This is a genomic window from Streptomyces sp. NPDC037290 (assembly GCF_055603245.1).
In genome coordinates this window covers 1-13926 of record NZ_JBVJVZ010000004.1, presented here as the reverse complement: position 1 = coordinate 13926, position 13926 = coordinate 1, and the positions used below count along the sequence as shown (strand labels likewise).

General features: G+C 69.2%; 12 protein-coding genes, 1 rRNA gene and 1 riboswitch. Of the genes, 1 reads left to right on the top strand and 12 read right to left on the bottom strand.

Annotated elements, in window-relative coordinates; translation table 11 throughout:
• Positions 1 to 4: 4 nt before the first annotated feature.
• Positions 5 to 2890 (bottom strand): aminomethyl-transferring glycine dehydrogenase, encoded by a 2886-nt coding sequence (gene gcvP / locus ACZ7HQ_RS14895; protein WP_470989052.1) that lies wholly within the window; start codon positions 2888 to 2890, stop codon positions 5 to 7.
• 173 nt (positions 2891 to 3063) lie between these two features.
• A riboswitch (glycine riboswitch) is annotated at positions 3064 to 3158 on the bottom strand.
• A gap of 119 nt (positions 3159 to 3277) precedes the next feature.
• On the opposite strand from gcvP, the gene ACZ7HQ_RS14890 reads away from it, so the two are divergent.
• On the top strand, positions 3278 to 3649 hold the full coding sequence (locus tag ACZ7HQ_RS14890; protein ID WP_470989050.1) for a PRC-barrel domain-containing protein: 372 nt from the start codon (positions 3278 to 3280) through the stop codon (positions 3647 to 3649).
• On the opposite strand, the gene ACZ7HQ_RS14885 is transcribed toward ACZ7HQ_RS14890, so the two are convergent.
• The 11 genes from ACZ7HQ_RS14885 to rrf all read right to left on the bottom strand — a co-directional run.
• A complete protein-coding gene (locus tag ACZ7HQ_RS14885) occupies positions 3571 to 4986 on the bottom strand; it encodes a DNA polymerase IV (RefSeq protein WP_470989047.1) in 1416 nt (471 codons plus the stop codon). The two genes, ACZ7HQ_RS14890 and ACZ7HQ_RS14885, sit on opposite strands and share 79 nt — an antisense overlap.
• Before the next feature lie 54 nt (positions 4987 to 5040).
• Positions 5041 to 5685 carry a MerR family transcriptional regulator gene (locus tag ACZ7HQ_RS14880; protein ID WP_470989044.1) on the bottom strand — a complete coding sequence of 215 codons (645 nt, stop codon included), beginning with the start codon at positions 5683 to 5685 and terminating at the stop codon, positions 5041 to 5043.
• Positions 5686 to 5912: 227 nt separating this feature from the next.
• The gene (locus ACZ7HQ_RS14875) at positions 5913 to 6386 is read right to left on the bottom strand and encodes a bifunctional nuclease family protein (RefSeq protein WP_026253112.1); all 474 of its coding nucleotides are present in this window, start codon (positions 6384 to 6386) and stop codon (positions 5913 to 5915) included.
• Between the two features lie 86 nt (positions 6387 to 6472).
• Positions 6473 to 7210 (bottom strand): transcriptional regulator FtsR, encoded by a 738-nt coding sequence (gene ftsR, locus ACZ7HQ_RS14870; protein WP_470989042.1) that lies wholly within the window; start codon positions 7208 to 7210, stop codon positions 6473 to 6475.
• 43 nt (positions 7211 to 7253) lie between these two features.
• Positions 7254 to 8084 carry an FHA domain-containing protein gene (locus ACZ7HQ_RS14865; protein WP_470989040.1) on the bottom strand — a complete coding sequence of 277 codons (831 nt, stop codon included), beginning with the start codon at positions 8082 to 8084 and terminating at the stop codon, positions 7254 to 7256.
• Between the two features lie 190 nt (positions 8085 to 8274).
• Positions 8275 to 9129, bottom strand: coding sequence for a DUF881 domain-containing protein (locus ACZ7HQ_RS14860; RefSeq protein ID WP_470989037.1), 855 nt, complete (start codon positions 9127 to 9129; stop codon positions 8275 to 8277).
• Positions 9130 to 9134: 5 nt separating this feature from the next.
• A complete protein-coding gene (locus tag ACZ7HQ_RS14855) occupies positions 9135 to 9467 on the bottom strand; it encodes a small basic family protein (protein WP_003988855.1) in 333 nt (110 codons plus the stop codon).
• The gene (locus tag ACZ7HQ_RS14850; protein ID WP_470989034.1) at positions 9464 to 10381 is read right to left on the bottom strand and encodes a DUF881 domain-containing protein; all 918 of its coding nucleotides are present in this window, start codon (positions 10379 to 10381) and stop codon (positions 9464 to 9466) included. The genes ACZ7HQ_RS14855 and ACZ7HQ_RS14850 overlap by 4 nt, the downstream gene beginning before the upstream one ends.
• Positions 10382 to 10503: 122 nt before the next feature.
• Entirely contained in the window at positions 10504 to 12999 is a 2496-nt protein-coding gene (locus ACZ7HQ_RS14845) for a sugar phosphate nucleotidyltransferase (RefSeq protein WP_470989031.1), read from the bottom strand.
• A 114-nt stretch (positions 13000 to 13113) separates the two neighbouring features.
• Entirely contained in the window at positions 13114 to 13722 is a 609-nt protein-coding gene (locus ACZ7HQ_RS14840) for a CDP-alcohol phosphatidyltransferase family protein (RefSeq protein ID WP_470989029.1), read from the bottom strand.
• 109 nt (positions 13723 to 13831) lie between these two features.
• Positions 13832 to 13926: ribosomal RNA gene (gene rrf / locus ACZ7HQ_RS14835) — 5S ribosomal RNA — on the bottom strand; the annotation flags it as partial.

Sequence of the window (13926 nt, the reverse complement as noted above, 5' to 3'; positions counted from 1 at the left end):
TCGCTCAGTCCTCGTACGCGTCCAGCGGCGGGCAGGAGCAGACCAGGTTGCGGTCGCCGAAGGCCTGGTCGATACGGCGCACCGGCGGCCAGTACTTGTCGGCGACCGAGACACCGGCCGGGAAGACGGCCTCCTCGCGGCTGTAGGCGTGCTTCCACTCACCGCCGAGCGCGGCCGCGGTGTGCGGGGCGCCCCGCAGCGGGTTGTCCTCCGCGGGCCACTCGCCGGAGCCGACCTTCTCGATCTCCGCGCGGATGGCGATCATCGCGTCGCAGAACCGGTCCAGCTCGATGATGTCCTCCGACTCGGTCGGCTCGATCATCAGCGTGCCGGCCACCGGGAAGGACATGGTCGGCGCGTGGAAGCCGTAGTCGATCAGGCGCTTGGCCACGTCGTCCACGCTCACGCCGGTCGCCTTGGTCAGCGGGCGCAGGTCGATGATGCACTCGTGCGCGACCAGACCGCCGGGGCCGGTGTAGAGCACCGGGTAGTGCGGCTCCAGGCGCTTGGCGATGTAGTTCGCCGAGAGGACGGCCACCTGCGTGGCGCTCTTGAGGCCCTCGCCGCCCATGAGACGGACGTACGCCCACGAGATCGGGAGGATGCCCGCGGAGCCCCAGGGCGCCGCCGAGATCGGGCCCACGCCCGTCTCCGGACCGGCCGCCGGCTGCAGCGGGTGGTTCGGCAGGTACGGCGCCAGGTGCGAGCGGACCGCGACCGGGCCGACGCCGGGGCCGCCGCCGCCGTGCGGGATGCAGAAGGTCTTGTGCAGGTTCAGGTGGGAGACGTCACCGCCGAAGTGGCCCGGCTTGGCGAGGCCGACCAGCGCGTTGAGGTTGGCGCCGTCGACGTACACCTGGCCGCCCGCCTCGTGCACCTGGGCGCAGATGTCGGCGACGTGCTCCTCGAACACACCGTGCGTCGACGGGTAGGTGATCATGAGCACCGCCAGCTGGTCGCGGTACTGCTCGATCTTGGCCCGCAGGTCCTCGACGTCGATCTCGCCGTCCTCGGCGGTCCTGACGACGACGACCTTCATGCCGGCCATCACGGCGCTGGCGGCGTTGGTGCCGTGCGCGGAGGACGGGATGAGGCAGACCGTGCGCTGCTCGTCGCCGCGGGCCCGGTGGTAGCCGCGGACGGCCAGCAGACCGGCCAGCTCCCCCTGGGAGCCGGCGTTCGGCTGGAGGGAGACCTTGTCGTAGCCGGTGACCTCGGCGAGACGTTCCTCCAGCTCGTGGATGAGCGTGAGGTAGCCCTCGGCCTGCTCGGCCGGGGCGAAGGGGTGCAGCTGCCCGAACTCGGGCCAGGTGACCGGCTCCATCTCCGTGGTCGCGTTGAGCTTCATGGTGCAGGAGCCCAGCGGGATCATGCCGCGGTCGAGTGCGTAGTCGCGGTCGGCCAGCTTGCGCAGGTAGCGCAGCATCGCGGTCTCGGAGCGGTGCTGGTGGAAGACCGGGTGGGTCAGGTAGACGTCGGTGCGCAGCAGCGCCTCGGGCAGGGTGTCCTCGGCACTCGTGCCGAGGGCCTCGATGTCGCCCTCGACACCGAAGGCGGAGAAGACGGCGGCGAGCTGGGCCCGCTTGGTCGTCTCGTCGCAGGCGAGGGAGACGTGGTCGGCGTCGACGAACCGCAGGTTGACGCCACCCGCCCGGGCGGCTGCGACGACCTCGGCGGCCCGGCCGGGCACCCGCGCGGTGAGGGTGTCGAAGAACGCGCCGTGCACGATCTCGACACCGCCGGCCTTCAGGCCCGCGGCGAGGATCGTGGCGTACCGGTGCGTGCGCCGGGCGATGGTCTTCAGACCCTCCGGCCCGTGGTAGACGGCGTACATGCCGGCCATCACCGCGAGCAGCACCTGCGCCGTGCAGATGTTGCTGGTGGCCTTCTCCCGGCGGATGTGCTGCTCACGGGTCTGCAGCGCGAGGCGGTAGGCCTTGTTGCCGTCGGCGTCGACGGAGACGCCCACGAGGCGGCCGGGCAGGCTGCGTGCGAACTTCTCGCGGACCGCCATGTAGCCGGCGTGCGGACCGCCGAAGCCCATCGGCACACCGAAGCGCTGGGTGGTGCCGACGGCGATGTCCGCGCCCAGCTCGCCCGGCGAGGTCAGCAGGGTCAGCGCGAGCAGGTCGGCGGCGACGGTGACCAGGGCGCCCCGCTCGTGCGCCTGGTCGATGACCGGCTTGATGTCGCGTACGGCACCGGAGGCGCCCGGGTACTGGATCAGCACGCCGTTGATCTCGCGCGCGGCGACCTCGGCCGGGATGCCCTCGCTGAGGTCGGCGACGACTACCTCCACACCGGTCGGTTCCGCCCGCGTCTCGATCACGGCGATGGTCTGCGGCAGCGCGTCCGCGTCGACCAGGAACAGGCCCTTCTTGTTCTTGCCCATGCGCAGGGAGAGCGCCATCGCCTCGGCGGCGGCCGTGCCCTCGTCGAGGAGGGAGGCACCCGAGGTGGGCAGACCGGTGAGGTCGGCGACCACGGTCTGGAAGTTCAGCAGGGCCTCGAGCCGCCCCTGGGAGATCTCCGGCTGGTACGGCGTGTAGGCGGTGTACCAGGCCGGGTTCTCCATGACGTTGCGCAGGATGACGGGCGGCGTGAACGTCCCGTAGTACCCGAGCCCGATCATCGAGTCGAGGACCTGGTTGCGGTCGGCGAGCGCGCGGAGCTCGGCGAGCACCTCGGCCTCGGTGCGGGCGCCCGGCAGGTCGAGGGCGTCGGCGTTCTTGATCACGTCCGGGACCGCCGCGGCGGTCAGGTCGTCCAGCGAGCCGTAGCCGACCTGCGCGAGCATCTTGGCCCGCGCCTCCTGGTCGGGCCCGATGTGGCGCTGCTCGAACGGGATGCCCGCTTCGAGCTCCGAGAGCGGAATGCGGTGGGCGGTCATTGCGGAGGCCTCCTGGTCTGACGCGACCTTCGAAGGGCACCACGGCGCGGGTGCCCCGACGGCCTCCCCCTCTGTCATCTCAACCTGAGAGCTTCACCGGGTATCGGAGATCCCGGCTTTCACCGTCGGTGAGAGCGGTTGCCGTCGACACCCGCCCTGCTTTCCAGAGTGACCTCGTCCGTGCGGTACGTGGGCCTGAGAGATTCCGGGGAGGATTTGCTCCTTCGGCGCCTTCGACGTGGTCGAAGGACTCTCCCGCACGGGGTCAGCAGCCGCTGTCAGCCTACCAGCGAGGTCAACACCCGAGCCTTCGAGTGGCCGCCTCCCTGAATGTGCTCTTTCGTAGTGCTTACGGATGAGTTGCGACCAAGTGGAGGGAGAGGGACCGTGCAGACCGAGATCGATCCGCGCAACCTGATCGGCCGCAAGGCGTTCGACCGCAATGGCACCAAGATCGGCACCATCGACGAGGTCTACCTCGACGACGCGACCGGCGTACCCGAGTGGGCGGCCATACGCACCGGCCTGTTCTCCCGGGACGCCTTCGTCCCCCTGGAGCCCAGCGAACTGGTCGAGGGCTCCCTGCACGTCCCCTTCGACCGCGCCCTGATCAGGGACGCCCCCGACTTCGGCGTGGGCCGCCACCTCTCCCCCGAACAGGAACTCCAGCTCTACCACCACTACGGCCTCGACGTGACCCCACCCCCGTCCGTCCCGGACCACGACTTCGGCAAGCTGGCGGGATCGGAGGAGACCTGATCGCCACCTTCCGGAACCAGCGGCAACGGATCAGCGGTCTCCAGTGCGGGATCCGCGACGAAGAACGTCCGCACCCTCCCCGGAGGTGACTGCGGCGTCTCGAACCGCACGGTCACCCGCCCCAGCCCACTCCCCTGCACCCACCCGTGGCCGTACTCCGTGTGCCGTACGTCCTGTCCTGCCCGCCACTGCCGCTCCACAGCCTCCGCCCGCTCCACGACGAGCTCCGCCACGGCCTCCTGCGGTGTCTCGGTCCCCCGCGCGGGCATGGCCTGCGCGAACAAGTCCTCCTGCGTGTAGTCGGCGAGCCCGGAGACACCCACGCCGAGCAGCCGCACCCCGCCCGTGGTGTCCACGGAGTCCAGCAGCCGCGCGGCTGCCTCCCGCACGACCGCAGGGTCGTCCGTGGGGCCCCTGAGCGTCTCGGAGCGGGTGAGGGTCGAGAAGTCGTACCTCCGCACCTTCAGCACGATGGTCCGCCCGGAGAGCCCCGCCTCGCGCAGCCGTCGGACACACCGGTCGGCGAGCCGCTGCACCTCCAGGCCGATCCGCGGCCGGTCATGGATGTCCACGTCGTACGTGTCCTCGACCGACACCGACTTCGCCTCGCGCTCGGCCACCACGGGCCGCTCGTCGTGGGCCAGGGCCATGGCGTACAGCGCGTGCCCGTGCGCCTTGCCGAGCAGCCGGACCAGTTCGTCCTCGCCCGCCTCCGCCAGCTCCTCCACGGTGGTGATCCCGGCCCTGCGCAGATGGTCCCCGGTGGCCGGACCGACCCCCGGCAGGGTCCGCACCGGCAGCGGCGCCAGCAGGGCCCGCTCGGAGCCCGGCTCGATGAGCACCAGGCCGTCCGGCTTGGCCTGCTCGGAAGCGATCTTGGCGACCATCTTGGAGGCCGCGAGCCCGACCGAGCCGGTGAGTCCGGTGACCGCACGGATGTCCGCGCGCAGCTTGATCCCGGCCAGCCGCGCCGACTCCTCGTCCCAGGCCGTCCCCCCGGCCTCCAGGTCCACGAACGCCTCGTCCAGGCTGAGCGGCTCCACCAGCGGTGACAGCTCCCGCAGCAGCGCCATCACCTGCTCGCTGATCGCCCGGTACACGGAGAAGCGCGGCACCAGATAGGCGGCGTTGGGCGCCAGGCGGCGGGCCTGGGCCATGGGCATCGCCGAGTGCACCCCGAAGGCCCGTGCCTCGTACGACGCGGTGGCCACCACTCCGCGAGGTCCGAGGCCGCCCACGACGACCGCCTTCCCGCGCAGGCTCGGCTTGGATGCCTGCTCCACCGAGGCGTAGAAGGCATCCATGTCGAGATGCAGGATCGTGGGCGTGTTTCTCACATCTCCGATGCTGCACCACGGCACTGACAATGCCGGGCCTCGAAAGGGCCGGTGTCAGACCGCCCGGTTGCGGCGCCGTGCGAGCTCGTCCGCGGGGTTGTGCCCGACGAGGGTCTCCCCCGTGTCGATGCGCTCGCCGTGCAGCTGGGAGAGCGCGCTCTCCACGTCCCGCCACACCACCCCGACGGCGATCCCGAAGATGCCCTGGCCACCCTGGAGCAGGGCGTGGACCTCGTCCGGCGAGGTGCACTCGTAGACCGTGGCGCCATCGCTCATCAGGGTCATCCGCTCGAGGTCACGGAAACCGCGTTCCCTCAGGTGCTGGACGGCGCTGCGGATGTTCTGGAGCGACACGCCCGTGTCCAGGAACCGCTTGACGATCTTCAGGACGACGACGTCCCGGAAGCTGTACAGACGCTGTGTGCCCGACCCGTACGCGGGCCGGACGCTCGGCTCGACGAGCCCGGTGCGGGCCCAGTAGTCGAGCTGTCGGTAGGTGATGCCGGCGGCCGCACAGGCCGTGGGCCCGCGATAGCCGATCTCCTCGGACACCATGGACGCCGCCCCTCCGCCGTTCGGCACCGCCGTCGGCCGCTGCGGAGCGTGACCCACCGCGCTGCTGTGAACCGGGTACGGACCGCTCTCCCCCAGACCACGCACGGGAGCACCCCCAGCCGTACCGTCGCCGCTGGTTCTCACGCCGACCTCCGTCCTTGACCTGCCTTCACGACGGTAGGCAGTCACCAGGGGTGCGTCAACGATCGCCACACTCGGCACGCCGAGTGATAATCACCCTAGGAGTGGTTTCCCGTGTCCCACCGCGGGGAAAGGCTAGCCGAATGCTCTCGCGGGAAGCCGTAGGACGCTCTCCGTGGCCGGTGGCACATGCCCGTGCTCCGGGCCGGCGTTCACCGGCCCCTTCGCCGTCACTGGCTGCTCGTGCCGAAGTCCTCGGGCGAGATCTGGTCGAGGAACTCGCGGAACTTCTCCACCTCGTCCTCCTGCTCGTCCGGAATGGCGATACCGGCGTCGTCCAGCACCGTGTCACTGCCGTAGATCGGCGTCCCGGTGCGCAGGGCCAGCGCTATGGCATCGGAGGGGCGGGCACTGACCTCGACGCCGCTGGCGAACACCAGCTCCGCGTAGAAGACCCCTTCCCGCAGATCGGTGATGCGTACCTCGGTCAGCTCCTGGCCGACGGCCTCCAGCACGTCCTTGAACAGGTCGTGGGTCAGCGGCCTGGCGGGGGCCATGCCCTGCTGGGCGAAGGCGATCGCCGTCGCCTCCCCCGGCCCGATCCAGATGGGGAGGTAACGGTCGCCTCCCACTTCGCGCAGGAGCACGATCGGTTGGTTGGAGGGCATTTCGACCCGGACACCTACGACATCGAGCTCGTTCACACAGCAACCCTAGGCCGTGCCCGGGATGTTTGGGTAGTCGGGCCGGGAACAGGTGCCCGATCCGGCCTTCCGGGAGTCGCCGGTGTTCAGGGCAGCCGTACGCCCAGAGCGGTCTGCACCAGTGCCGCGTGCAGCTTCACGGTGAGCTCGGCCAGCTCCTTCGTACGAGCCTCGGCATGCGCCCTGGTCTGCGGATTGCGGTGGCGCTTGAGCGGGGCGACCACCTGGTCGACGAGTCCGGCCTCGCGGTCGGCCGCGGCCTTCATCACCCGGAGGTGGCGCGGCTCGATCCCGAACCGGCCCAGCTCGGCGACGAGCGAGACCACGGTGACCGCCTCGGCGTCGTACACCCCGTCTTCCAGCGGAGCGATGAGCCCGTACGACTCCCACTCCTTCAGCTCACCCTCATCTATCTCGGCGGCCGCCAGCAGCTCGTCCCTGCCCACCCGGGCCACCGTGCGCTCCCCGCGCGGCTCCGGAAGGTCCTCCGCCGTGCGCTGACGACCGACGACGGGCAGCTGGACGGTCTCACCCCGCTCCATGGCGTCCAGGCGCTCGCGGATCACCTTGAGCGGCAGATAGTGGTCCCGCTGCATCCTCAGCACATGGGCCAGGCGCTCGACATCCCCGGCGCTGAACTTGCGGTACCCGGAAGGGGTCCGTTGCGGCTCGATGAGTCCCTCGGACTCCAGGAAACGAATCTTGGAGATGGTGACTTCGGGGAATTCGTCGCGCAGCACGCTCAGCACCGTGCCGATGCTCATCAGCCCACTGTCCCTGGCGGCGGTACCGCTTCCGGCACCGCCGCTCGGTGTTTGAAGCATGGACCTTCCCTGGGAGTCCCCCGGACGCCGGTCCGGGGGAGGGTCAGATGCCGTGCCGGCTCGCGTAGAACACCAGCCGGTACTTGCCGATCTGCACCTCGTCACCGTTCGACAGAGCGACCTGGTCGATCCGCTCGCGGTTGACGTACGTACCGTTCAGACTGCCGACGTCGGCCACGGTGAACGAGCCGTCCGCCGAGCGCCGGAACTCCACGTGCCGACGCGAGACCGTGACGTCGTCCAGGAAGATGTCGCTCTGCGGGTGACGGCCGGCCGTGGTCAGGTCGCTGTCCAGCAGGAAGCGGCTGCCCGAGTTCGGCCCCCGGCGCACCACCAGCAGCGCCGAGCCCAGCGGCAGCGCGTCCACCGCGGCCTGCGCCTCCGGCGACAGCATCGGCATCTGGGTCTGACCGGTGACCTCGGCGTCGTAGGCCTCGATACCGGAGATCGAGATCGTGGACGTCGTCTCGGAGGCACGCTCCGGCGCCACTCCGGGGCGCAGGGGCGCGCCACAGTTGGAGCAGAAGCGTGCGTTATCCGCATTGCGGTTACCGCACCTCGTACACACCAGGGCCGACATGGACGGATCCTCCTGCTGCGGCTGCCCCGTCGGGGCGTTGGACGCGTACGGACCGGGGGCATACCCTCCGCCCGCACCTGAGGTTGACGGTTGCCCGAAACCTATGCCGCCGGACTGGGCAGGGTCAACCGACGCCCCGCCCTGACCTCCGGAAATGTCACCGCCCGGACCAGCGACCTGGTCCCGGAACAGTGGGCGCCGACCCTCCGCGTCAGGCTGCGCGCGATGCCGAGCGGTCGCGTTGTCGCTGCCCTCTCGTGCGCTCTTGCCGAACAACTTCGCAAACAACTTCACGGGCGATTCCCCTTGACCGAAACAGACCCGCCCGTGGGGCAGGACGAACCCTGATTGCCTACACCGGCCGAGCCGGACATTCTCACAACGTCCGTATCCACCAGACAGTTTCCACCACGCAGCACCCCTTCGGTGCGCCGACCCCCCGCAACCTCATGCCCCTGCCGGATGTCCCCCATGCACCGCCGGTTCACTGCGAGGACGACCGAGCGTAGTCAGGCCGCTTCGCCTGTCGCAAGGCGTCGACAACGATCTTGTCCGACTGCTCGACAGTCACCGTGGCCTGCTCCTTCTCCAGCGTCTGCACCACGCCTCCCGGGATGTTCAACGCGGGCTCGAGGTCCTGCGGCTTGCCGATGACCTTGAAACGATAGGGGGCGTTGATCTGGTTCCCGTCGACGCCGACACTCTTGCCGGCGCCCGTGAAGTAGGTGCCCGCGACCACCCGTACCCCGTTGACCTGAATGGCCTCCGCGCCGGCCGCGCGCAACTCCTGGATCGCGTCGAGCAGCATGTCCGCCTTGACCGTCCCCTTCGTGTCCTCGATCGTCATCGTGATGCCGGGGCCCTGCGCCGCCACGGTGCCCGCCAGAATGCCGAGTTGCCTCTCCTTCTCGGCCGTCTGCTTACGGGCCTCCGCGGCCTGGTCGGAGCTGCTCTGCAGCTCCTGGCGCTGCTTTTCGAGTCCCTGCTTCTCGTCCTCAAGACGCTGAGTCCGCGAATCGAGTTCATCGAGGATGCGCACAAGATCTTCCTGGCGGGCGCCCCGCAGCGCGCTGCCGCTGTCGCTGTTGGAGGCCACCTGCACCGCCAGGCCGAAACCGAGGCCGAACAACAGCAGGGCGACGATGAGTTGCGCCCGGGTTATCCGTGGCGGCCACAACCCCTTGACCAGCCGCTGCCGCCCGGTCTGCGGCTCGTCCGCCCGCTGCTCGGGCTCAGGCTCCGGTGCCCGGGCGGGCACCTCCTCGGGCAGCTCCTTGCGCAGCCGGTTCGCCGGCTCCGGCCGCTCCGGCTGCTCGTTCCGCTCGTTCTCTTCGCTCATCGGTGTCACGCCCGGAACACGTGCCGCCGGATCGCCGCGGCGTTGGAGAAGATCCGGATGCCGAGGACCACCACGACACCCGTGGACAGCTGCGCGCCCACACCCAACTTGTCGCCCAGGAACACGATCAGGGCGGCCACGACCACGTTCGACAGGAACGACACCACGAAGACCTTGTCGTCGAAGATGCCGTCGAGCATGGCCCGCAGACCGCCGAACACGGCGTCCAGCGCCGCGACGACGGCGATCGGAAGATAAGGCTCGACGACCGCCGGAACCTCGGGCCGGACCAACAGGCCGGCCACGACTCCCACGACGAGGCCCAGTACGGCGATCACGATGTGCCCTTCTCAGTCTTCTCGGTGCTCGGCTGTGCTGTACGTACGATCACACTGGGTGCGGCGGGCAACCGTACGTCACCCTCGGTGGAGATCGTGGCGCGGATGCCGAAGCTCTGCTCCAGGGCGTGCAGGTACAGGCCGTCGGCGCTGTTCTGGAACCCGTGGCTCAGCCTGTCGCTGTCTCCCACCGCCAGCACCGTGTACGGCGGCACCAGCGGTCTGTTGTCGACCAGTATCGCGTCTCCCGCGGCCCTGATCGCGGACAGGGCGGTCAGCCGCTGCCCGTTGATCGATATGGCCTCCGCGCCGGACTCCCACAACCCGTTGACCACGCGCTGCATGTCCCGGTCGCGCACCCGGCCGGTGTCGGAGAACCCCGAGGTCTCCCTGGGGTTGGTGCCGTCACCGCCGGAGCTGGCCTCCTTGGCGTCGTTCACAATGAGCTTCACACCCGGCCCATGGACCGCGGTGGCGCCCGACAGTACGTCCACCAGGTCCGCCTGCGTACTGCCGCCGCTCGACTTCAGCGCCGCCCGCTGGCGCGCGCCGACCTCGTCCCGGAGCTTGTCGACCGTCCCCTCCAGCTTGTCCGCTGCCGCGGTCCCGCTGTCGATGCGGTCGATCAGCTCCTGGTGCTCCTTCGCCACCACGGGCGCCGCCGCCCGCGTCTGTGCCGCCCCGACGGTCACCACCAGCGCCGCAAGGACCAGGCCCGCCGCGAGGCCCAGCTTCGCCCTGAGGGTCCTCGGCAGCCCGCCCTGCCCCTGGGACCTCCTGCGCGCGGCGGCCTCGGCGTACCCGTCGTCGAGGCTGTGGTCCATGACGTTGGTGATCAACGACATGGAGGCGTCCGGGCGCTGCGGCCTGGCGGGGCTGCTCCGAACGGGGGGATGCTGCGGCATGCCGCACATCGTCGCATGTCGCGACCAGTACCTCCGAATGGCCCCACCGGCGTGCCGGACAGGCCCCCTTGGGGACACTTGTCCGGCACGCGCGCGTGCGTGGGTTTTGCCGTCCGGTGGCGTGTCCTCGCCTACCGCCCGGCGCTGTCCACAACGGCCGACCACTCATCCAGCAGGGCCTGCGCCGAGGCGTCGTCGGGCCCCTCGGCCCACAGATGGGTGACCGCTTCGGCCGGGTCGGGCAGCACCATCACCCAGCGCCCGTCCGTCTCGACGACCCGGACACCATCGGTCGTGTCGACAAAGCGATCCCCGGCGGCCTCGACCACCCGCCGCATGACCAGACCCTTGACGGCCCACGGCGTGGCCAGGTCCCGCTTGTGGACGTGCGCCCGCGGGATCCGCGCGTCGATCTGGCTCAGCGTGAGCTGCGTGCGTGCCACCAGCCCGATCAGCCGTACGAAGGCCGCCGTGCCGTCGTAGACGCTGCTGAATTCGGGGACGATGAACCCGCCCTTGCCGTCACCGCCGAAGATGGTGCCCTCCTCGCCGCCCACGCGCGTGAGGTCGTCGGGCGAGGTGGTGGTCCACTCGACCTGGGTGCCGTGGTAGGCCGCCACCTGCTCGGCGATCCGGGTCGTGGTCACCGGCAGGGCCACCCGGCCGCTGCGCCGCTCGGCGGCCACCAGGTCCAGCATCACCAGCAGCGCCCGGTCGTCCTCGATGATCCGGCCCTTCTCGTCCACGAGCGACAGCCGCTCGCCGACGGGATCGAACCGGACACCGAAAGCGGCACCCGAGGACGCCACTATCTCGCCCAGCCGCACCAGACCGCCCCGCCGCATCTCGGCCGTCTCCGTGGGCCGGGACTCGTCGAGACCGGGGTTGATGGTCAGGGAGTCCACGCCGAGCTTGCCCAGCAGGCTCGGCAGCACCAGCCCGGCGCTGCCGTTGGAGGCGTCAACGACGACCTTCAGGCCGGAATCGGCGATCCCGGTCGTGTCGACGTTCCGCAGCAGCGACCCGGTGTACGAGTCGAAGACGCTGGCCGGGAAGTACAGATCGCCGATCTCACCCGGGAACGCCCGCCGGTACTCCTGCCGCGCGAACACCCGGTCCAGCTTGCGCTGGCTGCCCTGCGACAGGTCGGCGCCATTGCCGTCGAAGAACATGATGTCGACGGAGTCCGGCACACCCGGCGAGGTCCGGATCATGATGCCGCCGGCGCTGCCGCGCGCGGTCTGCTGCCGGGCCACCGGCAGCGGAACGTTCTCCAGGTCGCGTACGTCGATGGCGCTGGCCTGCAGCGCGGAGATGACCGCCCGCTTGAGCGCTCGGGCGCCTCGCGAATGGTCACGGGCCGTGGTGACCGTGGAGCCCTTCTTGAGGGTCGTGGCGTATGCCCCGGCCAGCCGCACGGCCAGCTCCGGCGTGATCTCCACGTTCAGGATGCCGGACACGCCACGGGCGCCGAACAGATGGGCCTGCCCTCTGGACTCCCAGATAACCGAGGTGTTGACGAAGGCGCCGGCCTCGATGGTCTTGAAGGGGTAGACGCGGACGTTCCCCTGAACGATCGATTCCTCACCGATCAGGCACTCGTCGCCGATGACCGCGCCGTCCTCGATCCGCGCGGCACGCATGATGTCGGTGTTCTTTCCGACGACGCAGCCGCGCAGATTGCTGTGCTGCCCGACATACACGTTGTCGTGCACAACGGCCTTGTGCAGGAAGGCGCCGCTCTTGACGACGACATTCGAACCGACGACGGTGTGCTCGCGAATCTCGGCGCCGGCCTCGACCTTCGCGTAGTCGCCGATGTACAGCGGTCCGCGCAGTTCGGCATCGGGATGCACCTCGGCGCCCTCCGCCACCCACACACCCGGCGAGATCTCGAAGCCGTCGATGTCGACGTTGACCTTGCCCTCGAGCACGTCGGCCTGGGCCTTCACATAGCTCTCGTGAGTGCCGACGTCCTCCCAGTAACCCTCGGCGACGTAGCCGTAGATCGGCTTGCCTTCCTTCATCAGCTGCGGGAAGACATCGCCGGACCAGTCGACCGGAACATCCGGTTCGACGTAGTTGAACACCTCGGGCTCCATGACATAGATGCCCGTGTTGACGGTGTCGGAGAAGACCTGCCCCCAGGTCGGCTTCTCCAGGAAGCGTTCGACCTTGCCTTCCTCATCGACGATGGTGATCCCGAACTCCAGCGGATTGGGCACCCGGGTCAGACAAACCGTGACCAGCGCGCCCTTCTCCTTGTGGAAATTGATCAGCTCCGTGAGGTCGAAGTCGGTCAGGGCATCACCGGAAATGACGAGGAAGGCATCGTCCTTCAACGCCTCTTCGGCGTTCTTGACGCTTCCGGCGGTACCGAGTGGCTTCTCCTCATTGGCATAGGTGAGCTCCATTCCGAGCTCTTCGCCGTCGCCGAAGTAGTTCTTGACGAGCGATGCCAGGAACTGGACGGTGACAACGGTCTCGGTGAGCCCGTGCCTTTTGAGCAGCCGTAGCACGTGCTCCATGATCGGGCGGTTCGCCACGGGCAGGAGCGGCTTGGGCATGCTAGAGGTCATGGGGCGCAGGCGGGTGCCTTCGCCCCCGGCCATCACGACGGCCTTCATGTCGGAAGCGTCCTCCTCCAAGAGACGACGGTCTAGCCGACTTCACCCGTCCAGATTGTCCCGCACTTTTCCACCACGGGCCATCGAGGCGTTACGTCCGGACAATCGCCGAGCTCAATCGGCCATGGCGTCCGCACGAACCAATCGGCGGACTTGTACCACGTAGAGCACTCCTGCCCACCAGTAGAGGGTTGTACCCCACCCGGCGAACGCCCATCCGAAAACAGCAGCCAGCGACGCGATCCAGGTGCTTCCGTCGCTAAGGAGCAGCAGCGGGAAGGCGTACATCAAGTTGAAGGTGGCGGCCTTCCCGAGGAAGTTCACCTGCGGCGGCGGATACCCGTGCCGGCGGAGGATGCCCACCATCACCAGGAGCATCAGCTCTCGCGCGAGCAGGAGGGCGGTCAGCCAGACCGGGAGGATCTCCCGCCAGGTGAGGCCGACCAGCGTGGAAAGCACGTACAGCCGGTCGGCGGCGGGGTCGAGGAGCCGGCCGAGACTGCTGATCTGATTCCAGCGCCGGGCGAGCTTGCCGTCCAGATAGTCGCTGACCCCGCTGAAAGCCAGCACGAGAAGAGCCCAGCCGTCGCTCTTGGGTCCCCCGAACTCGGGCCTGAGGATCAGCCACAGGAAGAGGGGTACGCCGACGAGCCGGGCCATGCTGAGGATGTTGGGGATGGTGAGGACCCGGTCTGTCTGGACACGGGTCTCCTGGACCTCCACCCGGGGGCCTCCTGTGCGAAACGAGCCAACGATGCCCCCTGACCCTACCTCAACGCAAAAAAGCTCCGGCTCTCGGGCGGTGAGCCCAAGAGCCGGAGCTGTAAAAGGAGTTCGGCGGTGTCCTACTCTCCCACAGGGTCCCCCCTGCAGTACCATCGGCGCTGTGAGGCTTAGCTTCCGGGTTCGGAATGTAACCGGGCGTTT